The organism is Chryseobacterium sp. Leaf201, from assembly GCF_001421435.1.
Taxonomy (GTDB): domain Bacteria; phylum Bacteroidota; class Bacteroidia; order Flavobacteriales; family Weeksellaceae; genus Chryseobacterium.
This window is the reverse complement of record NZ_LMKA01000091.1, coordinates 1-19,954: the sequence shown is the minus strand read 5'-3', so window position 1 is coordinate 19,954 and position 19,954 is coordinate 1. Positions and strand designations below refer to the sequence as shown.

Below are 19,954 nucleotides of genomic sequence, written 5' to 3'. Positions count from 1 at the left end.
GAGCATTTTTAATTTCGTAATTTTGATAAAAATAAAATTTCATGGAACTATCCACTATTGAACCGCAGATCATCTGGAAAAATTTCTCCAGGCTGAACGCGGTTCCGAGACCCTCAAAAAAAGAAGAAAGGGTAATTGCCTTCATCAAAGAATTCGGTGAAAATTTAGGACTGGAAACCACTGTTGATCAGGTGGGGAACGTCATTATTAAAAAACCGGCCACTGCAGGCATGGAAAACCGAAAATCGGTTGTACTGCAATCTCATCTGGACATGGTCTGTCAGAAAAACAACGATGTGAATTTTGATTTTGAAACAGAAGGGATCAAAATGGAAATTGACGGAGACTGGGTAAAGGCAAAAGGAACGACTCTGGGAGCGGATAACGGCTTGGGAGTGGCTACAATTATGTCGATTCTGGAAAGCAAGGATATTGCCCATCCTGATCTGGAAGCTCTTTTCACGATTGATGAAGAGACCGGAATGACGGGAGCTTTAGGCTTAAAACCCGGACAATTAAGCGGACAGATTTTGTTAAATCTTGATACGGAAGAAGACGATGAAATCGATATCGGCTGTGCAGGAGGAGTGGATGTTACGATTACCCAAACCTATGAAAAAGAAGACGTTAAAGGTCAGATTGTAAGGTTTGAAGTGAAAGGTCTTCAGGGAGGCCATTCAGGAATGGATATCCACAAAGGTTTCGGAAATGCGAATGTAATTCTGGGAAGACTGCTTTACAAGGCTTTGGAAAAAGAAAATGTCCAGCTGGTTTCTATTGACGGTGGCGGATTGAGAAATGCGATCCCGCGAGAAGGGGTTGCGGTTGCTTCCGTAAGAAATGCCCAGGAATTTATTGAAGAAATAACAGAGGGCCTGAAAAAAGAAATTTTAGAAGAATTTGCCACGGTAGAGCCTAATCTCCAGATTAATATTGAAAATTCAACATCTTCTGAGCAGGCAATTTCTGAAGCAGATTCAAAGAAAATCATTTTAACATTGAAATCTCTTCACAATGGGGTGTACAGAATGAGTCCGGATGTAAAAGACCTGGTGGAATCATCAAACAACGTGGCAAGAGTTGAATTGAAAGAAGGCAGCCTGAAAATTCTGAATCTTTCAAGGTCTTCCGTAGATTCCTCAAAAGATTCGGTGGCGGAACAAATGAAATCGGTAGCCGAACTGGCAGGAATGAACACGGAATTCAGCGGTTCTTATCCGGGATGGAAGCCAAAGCCGGGTTCTGAGATCGTCCAGCTGATGGAGAAAATATATACGGAAAAGTTCACAGAAAAACCTCATGTTGTCGCATGCCACGCCGGCCTGGAATGCGGAATCATCGGAGCCAACTATCCTGAAATGGAAATGGTAAGCTTCGGGCCGACCATCCGCGGAGCCCACTCTCCTGATGAAAAGGCCAACATTTCTTCTACACAGAAGTTCTGGAGTTTTACGAAAGAAATTTTAGCGAATATTCCTTTAAAATAAAAATATAAAGTTATTATATTGAATATCCAAGGTCGTTTTGATTTTGGATATTTTTTTAATAAATTTTTAAAACTATGAACAGCATTACCGTATTCTGCGGATCGAGTTTCGGTTCGGATGATGTCTACAAAGAACAGGCAGCCTTGCTCGGCCGGACCCTGGCAAAACAAAATATCCAATTGGTTTATGGCGGTGCCAACGTCGGCTTAATGGGCGCTGTTGCCAACGGAGCCTTAAACGAAGGCGGAAAGGTTGTCGGTGTTATTCCCCACTTTTTACAATCCAAGGAAATTGCCCACAACCAACTTACAGAATTGATCCTGGTAGAAACCATGCATGAAAGAAAAACCAGAATGAATGATTTGTGCGATGGCGTGATCGTTCTTCCCGGCGGTTACGGAACGCTGGAAGAGTTTTTTGAAATGATTACCTGGGCACAGCTCGGACTTCATCAAAAGCCAATCGGGATTTTAAATATTGACGGATTTTATGACGACCTGATTAAACTGGTACAGACCATGGTGGATAAAGGATTTTTGAAACAGATCAACTGGGAGATGCTGTTGATCAGCAATACAATGGATGAGTTATTGGAAATGATGAGAAATTATCAGGCTCCGACAGTTGGAAAGTGGATTTCTAAAGAGGAGGTTTAAATAAAAACATTAGATTTGTAAAAACTAAAAACTATGCGGATACTTTTATTATTACTTACCTTTTACGGACAGCTCTTCTTATCACAAAAATCAAATGATGTAATTATTAATCATTCCGGCGACAGCCTAAAAGTCTACATTTCTTCCGTTGATGATATAATTATTTACAATTTTCCTAATGAATCAATTAATAATTCCCTAAGTAAAAACTGTATTAATAAAATTATATTTGGTTCAGGCCGAGTTCAGCAATTTGATGAAAAGATATTAATTAACGGCATAAAAGATTGGGAAAAAGTAATTATTACAACCAATCCTGATGATGTAAAGTGCCTGACAAGAAAAGGTGAAGTAAGAGCTACATCAAGCAATGACTGGAATTTTAATGGTAAAGTTGCAATTGATAAAAAGGCTACAATGAAAATAAAAAAAGAGGCTGCAAAATTAAATGCCCATATAATTTTTCTTGAAGATCAATATAAAACAAATATGACATTTTGGAGCGGTGCTACAAGTGCTAAATACGGAGTGGCATACAGCTATTAATTTTCAATAATTTAATTATGCTGAAAAATCTTTTTCATAAAAAGAAGCCTGAAAAATTTTGCTCAAAATATAAAATCAAAGTTTATAAATCAATTAAACAGCGAAATAAATCAAGCTATTGATGACGAAAATAACGGCCGATTGGTTAGCGCAAAAGATTTAAAAAAGAAAGTACAAACATGGAAATAGAAACTCCCGAAGAAATCTTCAGGAGTTTTTACATTATATCGTTTAAATAAGAATTTCTAAGGATAAGGAGCAATTTCCACTTCAAGGCCTTCCATTTCTGCAGCGATATGCAGCTGGCATCCCAGCCTGCTGTTTGCTTCTACATGGAAAGCTTCTCCCAGCATGGCATCTTCTTCATCACCCATCGGTTCAAGTCCGGGATCATTGATTACATAGACCTGGCATGAAGCGCACATCGCCATTCCTCCGCATACCCCGATGGTACCTTCTTCCACCAATTCATAAGAACGGATGATTTCCATTAAATTCATGGACATATCCGTTGGCGCAACAACATCGTGAGTAACCCCTTCCCTATCAGTGATTTTTATATTTATATCGTTCATTCCTGCTGATTGTTTATCGTTGATGGCAGAGCCTGTTAACTGACGGCTCATAACCGGCAACAAATTTAATCAATTTTTTTCACAACGGCTTTCTCCGCTTCTTTTCTGCTTCCGTCGAAACCGTCTACCCCGCTCACCGTTGTATATTTCAACACGAATTTTTTACCCGGGTTCAAGCGGTTATAGACACTCTGGCACATTAAAGTCGCTTCATGGAATCCGCAAAGAATCAGTTTCAGCTTTCCGGGATAGGTATTGATATCCCCGATGGCATAAATTCCATCAATATTAGTCTGGTAATCCAAAGCGTTATTAACAACGATTGCATTTTTCTCGATATTCAGTCCCCATTGAGAAATTTCGCCCAATTTTGGAGTCAGACCAAATAATGGGATGAAATAATCCGTTTCAATATCAAAAGCTTCCTGCCCGTCTATTTCTACGGTAATGGCTTCTACTTTTCCGTCACCTTTGATGGCTGTAACTTCAGCCGGTGTAATCAGTTTTATTTTCCCCTGGTCTTTAAGGGCCTGTACTTTTTCTACGGAATCCAGAGCACCACGGAATTCATTTCTTCTGTGGATCAGCGTTACCTCACTGGCTACATTGGAAAGGAAAACACTCCAGTCCAGGGCAGAATCTCCGCCTCCTGCAATGACTACTTTTTTATTCCTGAAATGTTCAGGTTCTTTTACAAAATATTCAAGGCCTTTTTCTTCATAATCTGCAACATTTGCCATGGTTGGTTTTCTGGGCTCAAAAGTTCCCAGTCCACCCGCAATGGCGATGGCTTTACATCTGTGAACCGTTCCTTTGTTGGTTACCACCTCAAACCATTCCTCATCTACTTTGGTATAGGAAACAGCGGTTTCACCAAGGGTAAAGCCCGGCTGAAACTGTTTGATCTGCTCCATCAGATTATCTACCAGCTCTCCTGCATTTACAGAAGGATACCCCGGAATATCGAAAATAGGTTTCTTAGGATAAAGCTCCGCCAGCTGACCTCCCGGCTGCGGAAGTGCATCGATGATATGGCACTTCATTTTCAGTAAACCTGCTTCAAATACAGCAAAAAGCCCGGTAGGACCGGCTCCTATGATCAATATATCGGTAGTTATCATAATTATAAGATAATTTAATTATACTTGTGGCTGCAAATTTACTAATTTTAATGCGAAGCCTTTTAATTCAGTCTAAATAAAAAACTGAGATTTATCAAACCTTTCTCATTTTTTTTAATCTAACAACAGGCAACCTTATTATAAAAAATATAGTTATGAAGAAATTATTCAATGTATTAACCCTCCTGATGTTCTTTCTCGGCTCCGGGCAGATCAACAATATTGCAGATGGCGAATCAATCACCCTGCGGATCCACTACGGGTTCCTGAATGCCGGAACCGCAAACCTGAAAGCACAGAAAACGACCTACAGAGGGGCTCCGCACCTGCATGTAAGGGGAACGGGGCAGACTACCGGAGCGGTAAAGGCATTTTTTAAGGTTGAAGATGTTTATGAGAGCTATATCAACATCAATACGCAGCTTCCCAGCTATTATATCAGGAATGTAAAGGAAGGAAACTACCGCCAGCATCTGGAAACGGCATTTAACCATGACAACAATACATTGGTATTAACCGATAAGAAAACACCGGCCAACGGATCAAAAGTAATTAAGTCTGTGAGAGGCGTCCAAGATATGCTGTCGTGTTTCTATTATTTAAGAAGTAAAAGCCCTGCTGAGCTCAAAGTGGGAAATGTAATCAATATGAATGTCTGGATTGATGATGAAATGTTTGCTTTCCAGCTTAAGGTGGCAGGAACTGAAAACCTGAGCACTAAATTCGGTACCATCAACTGTTTGAAAATTATTCCGTCCGTAAAAAGCGGAAGAGTCTTTAAAGCGAAAGAAGGCGTGGTGATGTGGGTTTCCAATGACCTCAACCATATTCCTATGCTTCTGAAAGCAGAACTGGCAGTAGGATCTTTAAAAGCCAGTATTGATGATTTTAAAAACGTAAAATATCCTCTGAGATTCACCAAATAACAGAACCGTATTTATTGTTAAAGAAAAATGCCTCCAGAAAACCTGCAGGCATTTTTTTTAAGGCTGTCAACGACTCAAAGCATTTTTTAATTCAGTATCTATCACAGAGCCGTTAAGCCCTGTAATAAGATCCTGTTTTTATCACTTGTGTTTTTATATTTTTAATTCTGATTATTTTTTTCATCATTTGTGTTTCAGAATTAAAGGCTTTGGATACCGTTGATTAACAGTTGTTATAGTGATACAAAGATATCAATAAGCATACAACGTTCACACAATAAGGCTTAGATATATATCGGCGGGGCTGTAGATGTTTTTCTACAGACTATAAATTTGATAAAGCATAACTGACCGTTAAAGGCTCTTCTGATGGAAGTTATGGAACATAACTGAAAATTACTGCTACTGATGGTTTTTAACGAGTACGATCAGCTCTACCATATTTTCAATACCAAGTTTTTCAAATATTCTTTTTTTAAGTGTACTTACAGTATTCTGTTTTATATTCAGCTGATTGGAGATTTCCAGGTTCCCGTAGCCTTCAGCATACAGTTCTGCGATCTGCCGTTCCCTTGCAGAAAGAGATAGAAGGGGATTGATGAGGCTCCGGTTATGCAGTGAACCCATCAGCAATACCTGTGTTGCCTGGGAGACATATTCACCATGCTCTTTTATTCTCAGGATGGCATTCCGGATTTCGTCTTCTTCATTCAGCTTGCTTAAAAAGCCGTGGGCACCGGCATCAAGAAACTTGAGCGCATGTATGTTTTCATCAATGCCGGTAAAGATCAGAATTTTGGTCTTCGGGCTCAGTTTTATAATCTCAGGCAAAACAGTAAGGCTGTTTCCATCCGGAAAATGGGCATCTATAATGGCAACCGTTACAGGATTCACTTTTATGCATTCTTTTAACTGATGAAGGTTGGAGGCATGAAAAACTTCATAATCAAAACCAAGATCCTCCAGCAGGAATACAATACCCTGCCTGATAAGACTGTGATCATCTGCCAGTAAAAAACTGACCGGCTTGTTATCTGACTGATTCATATACATTTAAATTAAGAGAAAAAATAACGGTTGTCCCCTGATTCACTTCACTTGTCACCGATATCGTACCGGAATACAGCTCAGCCAGTTCTTTGCATAAGCTGAGCCCGAGGCCTGCACCCAGGTTTTCCACATCTTCCGAAAGGATGCCCTGATAATAAGGCTCAAATATATTCCTGAGGTCAGACGGTGAAATCCCGGCACCGGTATCAATTACTTCCGTGTGTAAAGAAACAATATTTTCATTGACGGATGCTGTTTTTATGGTAACGCTGATGCGCCCGTTTTCGGTAAATTTATTGGCATTGCCCAAGATATTCATGAAAATCTGGTTGATCTTCGTGGGATCTGACCAGACCACAAGTTCAGGGTTTATGTCTTCTTGGATGACCAATTCATTGTTCCTGGTTTCGATATAAGGTTCAATCGAATTTAATATCGACTGTATTTCGTTTTTGAGATTAAAAACCGACAGGACAAGTTTATTTTCAACATGCTGGTTTTTGGTATATTCTAAAATCTGGTTGGCCTGCATCAGCAGCGTATTGTTGGTAAAGCTTATGGATTTCAAATATTCTTTAATGCTTTCGTCCTGCGTTTTTTTATTGATCCGGCTGATAAAAATACCGATGATCTTCAGCGGAGACCTCAGCTCATGGCTCAGCATCCCCAGGATCCTGTTTTTAAAATTCAGGTTTTCGCTGATCTGATTATTGGCCACTTTCAGCTTTCTTTCATATACAAATGCGATCCTGGTCAGAAGCATGATTAATATGGAAACGATGAACATGAGGATCATTGCCCCGAATACCAGATACATCCTGATCCTGCTGTATTTTGAATTCTGCTTGTTATATTCTTTCTCCAGATCCGTTTTGGAATCTTTGATGGCCACTTCGTAAATGTTCATCAGGCCATTGCCATATACGAGCAGATTACTGAATATCTTATAAAACCTTCCGTCATCATTCTGCCTTTCTTTCATCGTAACCTGGATTTTCCTTACTTCACCGGTATAATGATGATTAACCAGATTAATAATACTGTCGAATTCCGCTTTTATATTCGCTGAACTGGGGATCTGGCCTTGCTTTACGGTGATTACCGTGCTTTCCTTACGGACATTTTCCTTTCCGGATATCGCGTCTCCCAGGCGTCCGAAAAAGCCTTTTTTCTTGAGGGTATCAGAATAGGTTTTGGTCTCAACATTAAATTTATCAAAATTATAGTCCAGGTCGTATTTTTTAAGCTCAGGCATATTATTTCCTACCTTAAAATCTGATTTCACAGAGTATTCGTAAGTAGAATCAATAAGGGACTGCAGCTTTTTAATCTGCAAAGAATCTTTTTTCTGTGAGGCTGCCCTGTGCTGAAGCCTCGGATATTTGTTTTTATAGTGGCTGATGCTGTCCAGGTTTTTGCCGAGCTTCCGTAAAGAGGTAAAATAAGACTCCAGAAAAGCATGGTCTTCAGTAATAACGTACTGCTGAAAATACTCCTGGGCCTCCAGCAGGTCCTTCCTTGAATTATCCGTTAAATTTTCAAGTGAATGGATTTCTTTCAGCTGCTTTTCAATAAAGCTTATGTTTTTCCCGGTGATGAATTCATTATAAAAAAAAGCGGCAATCAGGAGCTGTATTAAGAGAATACAGACAATCAATGAATAATGAACAATTCTCCTGAATCTGAATTTCAATATTTTCTTAATCATTGTGTACTGTTTCAGCTGTTAAAAGTAATAAAAAAATCCTGTAAATTATATTTTACAGGATCTGGAATTTATTTGATACAATCAGTTATAAAGTTTTAAACTGCTCCAATGTTCTGATGTCATTTTCAAAGAACATCCTGATATCGCTCATCTGGTAAAGCAGCATCACAATTCTTTCAATCCCCATCCCGAAAGCATATCCGGAATATTTCTCAGAATCGATATTTACATTTTTAAGAACGGCAGGGTCTACCATTCCGCAGCCCATGATCTCTAACCAACCGGTTCCTTTTGTAATCCTGTAATCCGTTTCGGAGTTCAGGCCCCAGTATACGTCAATTTCAGCACTGGGTTCCGTAAAAGGGAAATAAGAAGGTCTCAACCTGATTTTAGATTTACCGAAAAGTTCCGTGGTAAAAAACTGAATGGTTTGCTTAAGGTCTGCAAAGCTTACATTTTCATCAATATACAATCCCTCAATCTGGTGGAAGATACAGTGTGAACGTGAAGAAACCGCTTCATTCCTGAACACCCTTCCCGGAGATAAAATCCTGATCGGCGGCTGGTTTTCTTCCATATAACGGATCTGCACCGAAGATGTATGCGTTCTCAGCAGGATATCCGGATTCTGCTCGATGAAGAACGTATCCTGCATATCCCTTGCCGGATGGTATTCCGGAAGGTTAAGAGCGGTGAAGTTATGCCAGTCATCCTCAATTTCAGGGCCGTCTGCCACCGCAAAACCGATAGACTTGAAAATCTCGATAATCCTGTTTTTCACTAAATTAATCGGATGCCTGGAACCTAATTCCAATGGAAAGGCAGGTCTTGTAAGGTCTTCTTTCTCAATGACAACGGAAGAGGCAGAAGCATTTTTTAAATCCTCCAGCTTTGTATTAACAGCCTGCTTCAGCATATTGATTTTCTGACCGAAATCTTTCTTCTGGTCATTCGGAACTTCTTTAAATTTTTCAAAAAAATCATTCAGAATCCCCTTTTTACCATTATACCTGATCCGGAAGTTTTCAATGTCTTCTTTAGATGTTGCCTGAAAGCCATTTACCTCAACGAGTAATTCTTCTATCTTTTCTATCATTGTTTTACCCTTTCAAAATGTTTTGCAAAAATACAGTTTTCCGGCGGAATAACTTTCCTTAAAATGTTAAAAATCTGCCCCACTTACCGGGGCAGACTTCAATGACTTATTTTCTTTAAATAAATTTATTTTTTTTCTAAAGCTTTTATGTTAATCTGGAGGGTCATCTCATCTTTAATCACCCCATTTTCAGCCGGAGCTTTGAATTTCACATCAAATTCTCCCCGGTGGATGTCTTTCGGCTCGGTAGCAATACTTACCTCACCTTCTTTTACCGATACATTGGCTTTAAACTGAACCGGTTTGGTAATCCCTTTGATGGTTAAATTACCGTCCAGCAAAGTATTGTAGTCGCCTTCCGCAGACGGGGTTACCTTCGTAATTTCATAAGAAGCGGTAGGAAATTTCTCTACTCCGAAGAAATCGCCGCTTTTCAGGTGCCCGTTCAGTTTTTCTGACTGCTCAGCATCATTCTTCAAATCTTCAGAGGTCAGGGAGTTCATATCTGCAACAAATTTCCCGCTTTCCAGCTTTCCGTCTTTTACCGTGACGTCACCGCTCTCAAATTTGATGGTTCCGAAATGGCTTGTGCTTTCAGACTTAAAAATTTTATATCCCTTCCACTCTACCCTGCTGTTCAGCGTATCCACAATAAACGGGTTTCCCTCTTTGGTGGTGGTCACTTCACTGCTTTCGCCGGTTACAGGTTTTTCCTTTTTACAGGACATCACCAAGGCCGAAGCGAAAAGCACCGGAACGAAAAGTGAAAACAGCTTTTTTTTCATAATTTATAAAATTTCAATAGTCCCGCTAAGGTAATAAAAAAATTGATCGTTTCCTAAAAACAGTACATTTCACTACATTTGTATGATGCTATTAGAAATAAACAATTTATACTTTTCATATTCCCCGAAAAAGCCTCTGTTTCAGAACCTGAATCTGTCATTTGAAGAAGGTAAGATCATTGCGCTTGCGGGGGAAAGCGGCTGCGGAAAATCGACTTTATTAAGTCTGATTTACGGGCTTCTGGACTGGGAACGCGGTGATATTGTTTTTAACGGCCAGAAGCTGTCCGGCCCGAAAGGAAACCTGGTGCCGGGAGAGGCAGAAATGAAGTATGTGGCTCAGAACTTTGACCTGATGCCTTATGCTACGGTAGCAGAAAATGTAGGCAAGTTTATTTCTAATATCAATTTAAAAAAGAAAAAAGAAACGGTTGCCGAACTTCTGGAAGTGGTAGGTCTGGAAGAATTTTCCGGTGTCCTTCCCAAATACCTGAGCGGTGGTCAGCAGCAGCGCGTTGCTATTGCCCGGGCACTTTCCGTGCTTCCTAAGCTCCTGATTTTGGATGAGCCTTTCAGCAACCTGGATTTCCCGAGAAAAATAGAGTTGCGTGAAAAACTGTTCAGATATGTAAAGCAGCATCATATTTCGCTGGTGATCTCCACCCATGAGCTACAGGATATTATTCCGTGGCTGGATCAGATTATCGTCCTGCAGAACGGAAGACTGATCCAAAAGGATAATCCTGAAGAAACATTCAGGAATCCGTACAATCCGTATGTGGCAAAACTTTTCGGGGAAGTGAATATTTTCAGTGAAAACGAAATGAAGGAGTTTCAGCTTCCTAAATTTTCCTATTATCCCAAAGAAATACACATTGCCGAAAATGGTATTGAGGCTGAAGTTTCGGAAAGCAGATTCGCCGGAGACCATTACTGGAATAAAGTGAACATGAAAAACAAGGAACTCATTATGTATACGGATGAAAAACTGTCCGGAACAATCAGGGCTTCATTTAAACCGGTATAAATTCAATAATAGCAATGATGTATTTGTTTTCAGATGATAGAAGCTAACTATAAGATATCCTTATATTTATAGATAATTTTTAATAAAAAAAGTATACATATAAGAATCAGTCTAAAAAACTTTTTCTTACATTTGTACTTCCACAGCATAAGGAAACTTTTGGTTAATTCTCTTTCTGCCCCCTGAGACAAAAATTAGCAGTTCTGCAATCTAGTTTCTTGAAAGATTACCCTGTCCAATCTTTTCCTTTTTTTTATGCACATATACCGCCTTCAGAGACAAAAAAATACCCCGAATGAATTCAGAGTATTTTTATTTTTCCTAACCTGTATTTCTTACAGATCTTCATTAAGTTTTGAATTGGCTTTGGTATCTTTCATCCTGAAGTACACCAGCAGTGAGAAGAAAATACATAGAGTAATGTACCAGTAAAAATAATGTTCCACGCCAAGCTGTTTAAACCAGAGTGCAATATATTCTGCCGTTCCTCCGAAGATGGCCACGGTAAACGCATACGGTAATCCTACGCCCAGCGCCCTTACTTCCGAAGGAAAAAGCTCAGCCTTCACCACTGCATTAATGGAAGTATACCCGCTTACAATAATCAGGGCAATCATAATCAACAGAAAAGACATCCACATAGAGGTAGTATGACTCAGCGCCGTAAGCAGCGGGACGGTACAGACGGTTCCCAGAATCCCGAAGCCCAGCAGGAGCGGCCTTCTTCCGATCCTGTCTGACAGACCTCCGAAAACAGGCTGTAAACAGGCAAAGATAAAAAGAGAGATAAAGGAAATCAGTGTTGACTGTTCTTTGCTGAGATGCACGGTATTGACCAGGAATTTCTGCATATAGGTAGTATAGGTATAGAAAGCCAGCGTTCCTCCCAAGGTAAGGCCTACAACGGTAAGCAGTGCCTGTGGGTGCTTAAACAGTTCTTTCACCGTCCCTTTTTTATCTTTCACCATGTCTTCTTTGTTTTTGAAGGCTTCGGTTTCGTGAAGGCTTGACCGCAGATACAGGGCAATGACCGAAAGTACAGCACCTATGGCAAAAGGGATTCTCCAGCCCCAGTCTTCAAGCTGTGCTTCCGTGAGTAAAAGTTTCTGCAGGACCAGCTGAATTCCCAAAGCGATCAGCTGTCCGCCGATCAGGGTTACATACTGAAAGCTTGAATAAAATCCCCTTCGTTCTTCGGTTGCCATTTCGCTCAGGTAGGTTGCGGAAACCCCATACTCGCCACCCACACTTAATCCCTGCACCAGACGCGCAACCAGCAGAAGAATAGGTGCCAGAACACCGATGGTTTCATAGGTAGGCGTAAGGGCAATAAGCAGTGAACCGAAAGACATAAGCAGAACAGAAAGTGTCATGGCTTTTTTTCGTCCCACTTTATCGGCAATACTTCCAAACAGCCATCCGCCTACGGGGCGCATCAGGAAGCCTACAGCAAATATCCCTGCGGTATTCAGCAGCTGTGCAGTCAGGTCCGAATCCGGAAAAAATGAATTTGAGAAATAAATGGCAAAGGCAGCATACGCATACCAGTCATACCATTCTACCAGATTCCCTACTGACCCGCCTACAATGGCCTTGATCCTCTGTGCGGTGGTAAGGGGCTGTGTGTGTGTTGTATTCATATCTATTTAGTTTAATTAAAGAACAATATTAAATAAAATAATCAGCTCCCCTTTTCTGTCGAAAACTTTTCCGGATGCTGCATTATATAACGGCCTGCTGCTGTACTGGATGGCTATCCTGGTATTCTGCCCGTACAGGTAAAAACTTGTCCCCACATCATAATAGTTGCCTTTTTGCTGTAAGGCATCCATATCTTTAAGCGTGTAGTTAACAAACGGCTGAACTTTCAGTACCGTGCTGAATTTGGGAAGCACAAATCCTGCCTGCAGAAAAAAGATATTCCCTGTTCCCATAAGCACCCTGTTGTTTCCCGGGCCTTCCAGCGCTCTTGCTCCCGTAAAAGAAGCATCAGCGGTTCCGGGGTTCATCAGACCGCTCATCCTGATATAATCGGGGCCGTAGTTGTACCTGTAAAATACGGAGTATAAAGTAAGCCCCATTTCTTTATTTTTATTTCCCACAGGAATTTCGCTGTATACATCAGCCCCGAATACGGAAACATCATGAGGTTCAAAAACATTGGCTTCCGGCTGGCTGAGTGTCCCTTCTTTATTAAGGTAGAAACCAGACCCGATATTCAGAATTTTATTTTTCGCGAGGTTATTGCCTGATAAAAAAGAGGTAACCGTAGCTTCCCTTGCAAAAAACTGGTAGTAAGCATACCCTGCATACGAAAGCTTGCCGCTCCGGTTATTGTCTACGGCTATTCCTCCTACCTGTGGTGCATTGCTGGTAGCAAAAGGCTTATTCACACTGAAACGGTAATTCACCCTTTTAAAATCACCATGAACAAAAACCCCCATCTGCCGGGCAAACTGATCGGCAATTTCTATGGTAGGAAAATTAAAAATGGGCAGGTCGGCCGCTAAAAATTTAGTGGTACTGGCGTTGGTCAGCCTGCTGACTCCATTCCAGGAATGAAGTCCGGCTCCAATATAAAGACTGTTTTCATTGGGTTTTCCGGTATTAAAGTTTACACGCGGAATAACAGCCAGTTCATTATAGGCATCATGAAAAAACAGGGAAGGCTTTTTACCCGCACCGTTAGCACCGGTTCCGTTGCCACCGCCGGAAATAAACGTCTGGTTATTGATCCCCATTTGCAGGAAAACAGAATAAAAAGGTGTTACCTGGCTCTGCAGCACAAGCCTCATTCTTCTTATTCCCACATCGGCAGTCTGTTCCTGCGGGATCCCGTTGACCAGAGTACCGAGATTGTTTTCTATATTCCGCAGCCAGATCTGGCTGTTGATCCCAAACCTGAGCCAACGGTCTCCTTTGGAATTAAGATTGATTTTAAGCTCACCGATATCCAGCGGATTATGCCTTTCCGGAAATGTTTTTTCTTCTTTCCTGTCTATGGCAACACTGTCTTGTGCGTATGATAAGTGGAAAGCGAAAAACAGGAAAATCAATCGTATTTTATCCATATATTTTGTTTCCGACTAATGAAAAAAGAAATTCTGAAGAAATTCTGAAGATGAGTTAAGAAAATAAATAAAACAACCAAGACATTGGTTAACAGTATATTAATTTTAAAATTCAATTGTTAAGATATGCCTGTCCTGATAAAATCTGTAGCTTGTTCCATACCCGAAAATCTCTAAAATCCTTTTCACCAATGCCAATCCTATCCCGATTGAATTCTGATCCGGATTTCCGCGGCTGAATCTCTTAAAAACTTCTTCTCCCGGAATTGACGGCGGATTCCCGGTATTGGAAATCACCAGCCGGTATGAAGTAAGCGTAATATCAATACATCCATATTCATAATTATGCCTTTTGGAATTGCTTAAAAGATTATCCAGGACAATAACAGCCAGGCTTTTATCCATCACCGCCATTACATCAGGCTCAATATAAGTGCGGATCTGTAGATGCTTAAAGGCGAAAACATCTTCGAAATAGGCAATCCGGTCCAATAAAATCTGCGACAGATTAACAGATCCAATATTTTCCTTTTCAAAATGCTCCAGCCTGGCCAGAAGGATCAGCGATTTGTTGATGGAAGAAAGTCGGTCCAGCTCATCATTCATGGCAGAGAGCGTCGCAAACTGATGTTCATTGAGCCCGGTTTCCATCAGCAGCTCAATCTTTCCTTTTACAGAAGCAAGCGGTGTCTGCAGCTCGTGGGAAGTATTTTCCGTAAGCTCTTCCAGCAGGTAATAGTCTTTTTTTGAACTCTCGGACATTCTGCCCAAAAAACCATTCAACAGACGGAATTCATAAGTATGGGTATCCATCAGCTGCATCGGCTGCTTGTCTTTAATACTGAATTTTTTGATTTCCTCAAGGGCATGATAAAAAGGATCCAGAATTTTCCTGGATACCAGGACACTGATGATGATGGTAAGGATAACGAGAAATACCATAATCCAGGCCACGACCATAAGAAGACTCAGGAGAAACCGCTTCTCAATTACGGTGATGTACCGCACGCTTGTAATCATATAAGGCTTCCCACGGATCACGAAAAAAGAAGTTACCGAAATCCTGTTGATATAAGACTGTAGGCTTCTGTTCCAGATGTATTTTTCCTCAGTAACCTGTTCTTTTTTACCGGAACTGTTGTCCGGCTGCAGGAATACCCGCGTCTGTTTGCGGTGAAAGGTAAGGTAGTCATATTGCGGTTCTTTGGTAAGCCTGCCTGCCACGTAAGCATTCAGCTCTTCCATTTTTACAATGGCAGAGCGCATTGTGGTCCGCTCAAAAGCGTAATACAGAATAGCAAAACCCAGGAGAAGCACGGCAAAGACAAGAATGGTAAAGGCTTTGGCAAAACGGTAGCTCAGGTTCATAGGTCCTGCCATTTATAGCCCAGCCCGTAGACTGTATGGAGATAATCTTTCCCGCCGGCATCGGTTATTTTCTTCCTCAGATTTTTCAGATGCTGGTACACAAAATCAATATTGTCTATGCTGTAGGTATAATCTCCCCAAAGATGGCCTGCTATGGCCTGCTTGGAGAGCATTCTGTTTTCATTGCTGATGAAAAAGATGAGAAGGTTAAGTTCTTTTCTGGTAAGATTAACCGGCCGGCTGTCTATCCTGCATTCCTTGGATTCCAGATCAATTTTTATTTCGTTGAAAACCAGGGCATGGTCTACTTCCGGTGTCTTTCTCCGGAATACTGCTTTGATGCGGGCATGAAGTTCAGGCAGGGCAAAAGGTTTTGTAATGTAGTCATCAGCCCCTTCATCCAGGCCTTCCAGCTTATGATCCAGGGAATCCTTTGCTGAAATGATAATGATGCCTGAGGCCAGTTTTTTATGTTTTATTTCCTTGAGGATCTCCAGTCCGTTACCGTCAGGAAGCATCAGGTCCAGGAGGATACAGTCATATTCAAAAAAATCTATCTTCTCATCGGCTTCTTCTTTTGTGGAAGCAACCTCACAGATATAATCCTCTTTTCTGAGGTAGTCTGTAATATTGGAAGCCAGTTCTTTATGGTCTTCAACAATCAGTATTTTCATCCCTGCGGTAATTCATGTTTACAGGGCCAAATTACTAATAATATGTGAGGTGCTGATGTTCAGACAGATTTTTTTAGATATGTAAATCTGGTTATGCTTTTTTTACAAATTCAGATTTCAGTGCCATAGATCCGAAACCGTCAATTTTACAGTCGATATTATGGTCGCTGTCCGGTCTCAGCCTGATGTTCTTTACTTTTGTTCCAGCTTTTACAGGCTTCGGAGCTCCTTTCACAGGAAGGTCTTTAACCACTACTACAGAATCCCCGTCCTGCAGTTCATTGCCGTTGGCGTCTAAAATTTTTCCTGAAGCTGATGATTCAGCGGCTGCCTCTTCTGGGTTCCACTCATAAAAGCACTGGGAACACACCATCATATTGTCGCTTGGATAGGTAAATTCGGAACCGCATTTCGGACAAAGTACAGTATCACTCATATTTTTAATTTTTTGCAAAGGTAATATTTTAAAGTGGGTAAGAAAACACGAAGATGGAGGTATTGAAGCCCGGATGAACACACAGGGGAATACCATTCAGCATGAAACTCAAAAATGCACAACTTAAAATTATCAACTTAAATTCGTACTTTTGCAGATTCAAAACAGCAGAACCCAATTTTATGGAACTTATTCACAGAAACTTAGCCATCGGAATCCACGATGCTTTGCAGGAAACCTTCTTCGAAAAAAATAAATATGCCGATAAAGTAATTGAACGACTTTTAAAAGCCCACAAAAAATGGGGCAGCCAGGACAGAGCTGTGGTCTCTGAGATCTTCTATAACATCATCCGCTGGAAAAAACGTCTGGAATATTACATGGGAGAAGGTGTGAAGCCGAATAACATTTATAAGCTCATGATGGCCTACCTGCTTTGGAGCAAAACAAATTATAAAAAATTTGAGGAATTCGACGGAATTAAAGTTGCCGATATCCTTACAAAGCTTAAGAAAAATACCGTTCCTACAAAAGCGATTGAACATTCTATCCCGGAATGGCTGGCCGAGACACTTGAGAAAGAACTGGGACCGAAATGGGAAAAAGAAATGCACGCTTTAAATGAGCAGGCACCCACCGTGTTAAGAGCCAACTCACTGAGAACTACCCCGAAAGAACTTGTATCAGACCTTTCTGACGAAAATATCGTATGCTATCCTGTAAAAAATTATCCGGATGCAGTTCAGCTGGAAGAAAAAAAGAATGTATTCCTTACCACCGCTTTTAAAGAAGGACTATTTGAAGTACAGGATGCCTCTTCACAGAAAATAGCGTATTTCCTGGACGTGAAAGAAGGACAGAGGGTAATTGATGCCTGTGCCGGTGCCGGCGGAAAAACCCTTCACTTAGCCGCTTTAATGAAAAACAAAGGGCAGATCATTGCTCTGGATATTTTTGAATGGAAGCTGGCAGAGCTGAAGAGACGCGCGAAAAGAGCCGGTGCCCATAACATTGAAACCCGGATGATTTCTGACAACAAAGTAATCAAAAGGCTTCATGACAAAGCAGACCGGTTACTGATTGATGCACCCTGTTCAGGACTTGGCGTACTGAAAAGAAACCCGGACAGCAAATGGAAAATCGACCAGGATTTTATCGACAGGATTAAAGGAGAGCAGCAGCAGATTATCCAGGATTATTCTAAAATGCTGAAAGTAGGCGGAAAAATGGTGTATGCCACATGTTCCATCCTTCCTTCTGAAAACAATGAGCAGGTAGAAGAATTCATCAGAAACAATCCTAATTTCAAAATGGTTAAAGACGAAAAAGTAATGCCGAGCGAAGGCTATGACGGATTCTACATGGCTTTGATTGAAAGAGTTTCATAACAAAACAAAAAAACTTGCTTATTTAAATATACACAAACTACCCTGTTTTCAGGGTAGTTTTTTATTATGGCTGCAGCTGAAGATCTACATTACCGTACCCACACCGCTGATCATATAAAAGTAAAATCTATCTTTGCAGGAATCATCATTATTCATTATGCATCAAAGAATTATATTCGCTTTATCTGTTTTATTATCATTCCTGGGCTCTGCACAGACATATGAAGTTCAGTACATCAGTTCATACAACGGAAAAATTCTGAATGACCAGTCTCCCACGCTGGTCTGGGCCAGTGAAAAAGAAAATTTCATTTTAAATAACAGCATCAGGGAACAGAAGGCGAACTTTCCGTTTGAAATAACAAAAATTGAAAAGCCGTCCAATACCATAATTTCCTACGCATTTTTAAAAAACAATGAAATCATTTCAACTTCCGATGCAGAATCTGTCGGGAAACAAACTTTTGAGCTCACCGCCGAAACCAAAAAGATCTTAGGGTACAACTGCAAAAAAGCCGTTACCAAAATCAATTCAAATACCATTGAAGTCTGGTATACCAATGATCTGAAAATCCAGGGCGGACCTTCAGGCATCGGGCAGAATTTAGGATTTGTCTTAGAAATTGAAAGGAATAAAAATTCACTTATAACCGCAACGTCAATTAAAAAAGTGAAGAAAACAGGAATTGATGCCATCCTTAAAAGCACGGTTACTGTTACCGATCCGCTGGGATACAGGGATCTTCTGTGGAAAACCAGGTTCACCACCCTGAAAGTTTTTGAAAATGAAACCATCAACTTCTCGGAAGGTTCTAAATCTGATGCAGTTATAAAAAGATTTGCCAACGGAACCATTATCCTGAAGAAGATCAGGTTTCCTAAAATTTCGGAAGGCGAAAATATTTTTGCTGAATTGAAACAGCAGTCCAACGGTGATGCCTATGACAGGACCGGAACCGTTTTCTTTATTCCTCAGGACCGGTCGCAGTCTTTTTTTGACGGGCTGGAAAAAGGGGTAAAGACGCTTCCTGTATATGAAAACGGAAACGGAAAGCCATACTACGGAGTAACCACAACGGAGAATTATAATCCTCCCGTTGAAATGATGCGGTTTTTCACAGCGTTCGGGATTAATAAATTCAATCACATCCAGCTGAAAGACAAAAGCTGGCAGACGATAAGCCCATACCGTCAGGATATCACCGATCTGAAACCCGCCCTGAGCGAAAAAGAACTGTGGATCGGTACATTTATCGGCAATTACGACAAAGGCGGCCATCAGGTAAGCCTGGAAATCACCATCCATAAAAGCGGGCAGACGGTTAACAGAAATAACACGGTCATTCCTCTATTCAACACCCTCAACATCATGGAAATGGCGGGTCAGGATTACTCTACCATGTTTGATAAGGATAAAGGATTATGGGTAGAATTCACGTTAAAAAAAGACCTGAAAAATGCTCAGCTGAAATACATCACCACCGGCCACGGGGGCTGGGAAAACGGCGACGAATTTATTCCCAAGGCCAATTCTATTTTTCTTGACGGGAAAATGGCATTCTCTTTTGTTCCGTGGAGAACAGACTGCGGGTCTTACCGTCTTTACAACCCTGCATCCGGTAATTTCCAGGACGGACTGTCATCTTCAGACCTGAGCCGGTCCAACTGGTGCCCGGGGACAATTACCAATCCAAACTTTATTCCGCTGGGGGATTTAAAAGCAGGCAAGCATACCATTCAGGTAAAGATTCCTCAGGGTGAACGTGAGGAAACCATGTTCAGTTCATGGAACGTTTCAGGCATTCTATTAGGCTCCGAATAAAACAAAACCTTCTCGCAAAATGAATGGCGAGAAGGTAAAAACACAAATGATGAAAAAAAATTATTTCGAGCCACAAAGTAAAGATAAAATTTCCTTAAATTAATTAACATACATTATTAATTATCTCGTTTTTATTCCGTATATATAAAATTACTCTGTTTGGGGTGAAAAAATTTAACTAAAACCTCTCTTATTAATACGAATAATTTAAATTACAA

Annotated in this window: 18 protein-coding genes; 7 read left to right on the top strand and 11 right to left on the bottom strand. The window is 40.7% G+C overall.

Going from position 1 to position 19,954, the window contains the following annotated elements:
- Positions 1–41: 41 nt before the first annotated feature.
- The 3 genes from ASE55_RS14145 to ASE55_RS14135 all read left to right on the top strand — a co-directional run bounded on the left by ASE55_RS14145 (position 42) and on the right by ASE55_RS14135 (position 2,689).
- Positions 42–1,487 carry an aminoacyl-histidine dipeptidase gene (locus ASE55_RS14145; protein WP_056220890.1) on the top strand — a complete coding sequence of 482 codons (1,446 nt, stop codon included), beginning with the start codon at positions 42–44 and terminating at the stop codon, positions 1,485–1,487.
- A gap of 74 nt (positions 1,488–1,561) precedes the next feature.
- A complete protein-coding gene (locus ASE55_RS14140) occupies positions 1,562–2,143 on the top strand; it encodes a TIGR00730 family Rossman fold protein (RefSeq protein WP_082474562.1) in 582 nt (193 codons plus the stop codon).
- 33 nt (positions 2,144–2,176) lie between these two features.
- A complete protein-coding gene (locus ASE55_RS14135) occupies positions 2,177–2,689 on the top strand; it encodes a hypothetical protein (RefSeq protein WP_056220884.1) in 513 nt (170 codons plus the stop codon).
- Positions 2,690–2,934: 245 nt separating this feature from the next.
- On the opposite strand, the gene ASE55_RS14130 is transcribed toward ASE55_RS14135, so the two are convergent.
- A complete protein-coding gene (locus ASE55_RS14130) occupies positions 2,935–3,264 on the bottom strand; it encodes a hypothetical protein (protein ID WP_056220920.1) in 330 nt (109 codons plus the stop codon).
- Between the two features lie 65 nt (positions 3,265–3,329).
- Complete coding sequence (locus tag ASE55_RS14125; protein WP_056220882.1) at positions 3,330–4,385, bottom strand: NAD(P)/FAD-dependent oxidoreductase; 1,056 nt, start codon at positions 4,383–4,385, stop codon at positions 3,330–3,332.
- Positions 4,386–4,540: 155 nt separating this feature from the next.
- Between ASE55_RS14125 and ASE55_RS14120 the strand changes: the two genes are divergently transcribed.
- Positions 4,541–5,311, top strand: a complete 771-nt coding sequence (locus tag ASE55_RS14120) for a DUF3108 domain-containing protein (RefSeq protein WP_056220878.1) — start codon at positions 4,541–4,543, stop codon at positions 5,309–5,311.
- Between the two features lie 402 nt (positions 5,312–5,713).
- Here the strand turns inward: ASE55_RS14120 and ASE55_RS14115 are convergent, their stop codons facing one another.
- The 4 genes from ASE55_RS14115 to ASE55_RS14100 form a co-directional block, all read right to left on the bottom strand.
- On the bottom strand, positions 5,714–6,358 hold the full coding sequence (locus tag ASE55_RS14115) for a response regulator transcription factor (protein ID WP_238585058.1): 645 nt from the start codon (positions 6,356–6,358) through the stop codon (positions 5,714–5,716).
- Positions 6,342–8,069 carry an ATP-binding protein gene (locus tag ASE55_RS14110; protein ID WP_056220873.1) on the bottom strand — a complete coding sequence of 576 codons (1,728 nt, stop codon included), beginning with the start codon at positions 8,067–8,069 and terminating at the stop codon, positions 6,342–6,344. Before ASE55_RS14110 ends, ASE55_RS14115 begins: the two co-directional genes overlap by 17 nt.
- Before the next feature lie 85 nt (positions 8,070–8,154).
- Positions 8,155–9,165, bottom strand: coding sequence for a phenylalanine--tRNA ligase subunit alpha (gene pheS, locus ASE55_RS14105; protein WP_056220871.1), 1,011 nt, complete (start codon positions 9,163–9,165; stop codon positions 8,155–8,157).
- A gap of 125 nt (positions 9,166–9,290) precedes the next feature.
- Complete coding sequence (locus tag ASE55_RS14100) at positions 9,291–9,950, bottom strand: YceI family protein (protein WP_056220868.1); 660 nt, start codon at positions 9,948–9,950, stop codon at positions 9,291–9,293.
- An 85-nt stretch (positions 9,951–10,035) separates the two neighbouring features.
- On the opposite strand from ASE55_RS14100, the gene ASE55_RS14095 reads away from it, so the two are divergent.
- Positions 10,036–10,977, top strand: a complete 942-nt coding sequence (locus ASE55_RS14095; RefSeq protein ID WP_056220865.1) for a sulfate/molybdate ABC transporter ATP-binding protein — start codon at positions 10,036–10,038, stop codon at positions 10,975–10,977.
- Positions 10,978–11,312: 335 nt separating this feature from the next.
- On the opposite strand, the gene ASE55_RS14090 is transcribed toward ASE55_RS14095, so the two are convergent.
- The 5 genes from ASE55_RS14090 to ASE55_RS14070 all read right to left on the bottom strand — a co-directional run bounded on the left by ASE55_RS14090 (position 11,313) and on the right by ASE55_RS14070 (position 16,526).
- Positions 11,313–12,617, bottom strand: coding sequence for an MFS transporter (locus ASE55_RS14090; protein WP_056220862.1), 1,305 nt, complete (start codon positions 12,615–12,617; stop codon positions 11,313–11,315).
- 15 nt (positions 12,618–12,632) lie between these two features.
- Positions 12,633–14,048, bottom strand: coding sequence for a hypothetical protein (locus ASE55_RS14085; protein ID WP_056220858.1), 1,416 nt, complete (start codon positions 14,046–14,048; stop codon positions 12,633–12,635).
- A gap of 105 nt (positions 14,049–14,153) precedes the next feature.
- On the bottom strand, positions 14,154–15,428 hold the full coding sequence (locus ASE55_RS14080; RefSeq protein ID WP_082474560.1) for a sensor histidine kinase: 1,275 nt from the start codon (positions 15,426–15,428) through the stop codon (positions 14,154–14,156).
- Positions 15,413–16,090 (bottom strand): response regulator transcription factor, encoded by a 678-nt coding sequence (locus ASE55_RS14075; protein ID WP_056220851.1) that lies wholly within the window; start codon positions 16,088–16,090, stop codon positions 15,413–15,415. Before ASE55_RS14075 ends, ASE55_RS14080 begins: the two co-directional genes overlap by 16 nt.
- 91 nt (positions 16,091–16,181) lie before the next feature.
- Positions 16,182–16,526 carry a zinc ribbon domain-containing protein YjdM gene (locus ASE55_RS14070; protein WP_056220849.1) on the bottom strand — a complete coding sequence of 115 codons (345 nt, stop codon included), beginning with the start codon at positions 16,524–16,526 and terminating at the stop codon, positions 16,182–16,184.
- A 182-nt stretch (positions 16,527–16,708) separates the two neighbouring features.
- Between ASE55_RS14070 and ASE55_RS14065 the strand changes: the two genes are divergently transcribed.
- Positions 16,709–17,914 carry an RsmB/NOP family class I SAM-dependent RNA methyltransferase gene (locus ASE55_RS14065; protein ID WP_056220847.1) on the top strand — a complete coding sequence of 402 codons (1,206 nt, stop codon included), beginning with the start codon at positions 16,709–16,711 and terminating at the stop codon, positions 17,912–17,914.
- Positions 17,915–18,071: 157 nt separating this feature from the next.
- A complete protein-coding gene (locus ASE55_RS14060) occupies positions 18,072–19,736 on the top strand; it encodes a GLPGLI family protein (RefSeq protein WP_056220845.1) in 1,665 nt (554 codons plus the stop codon).
- Positions 19,737–19,954: the final 218 nt, after the last annotated feature.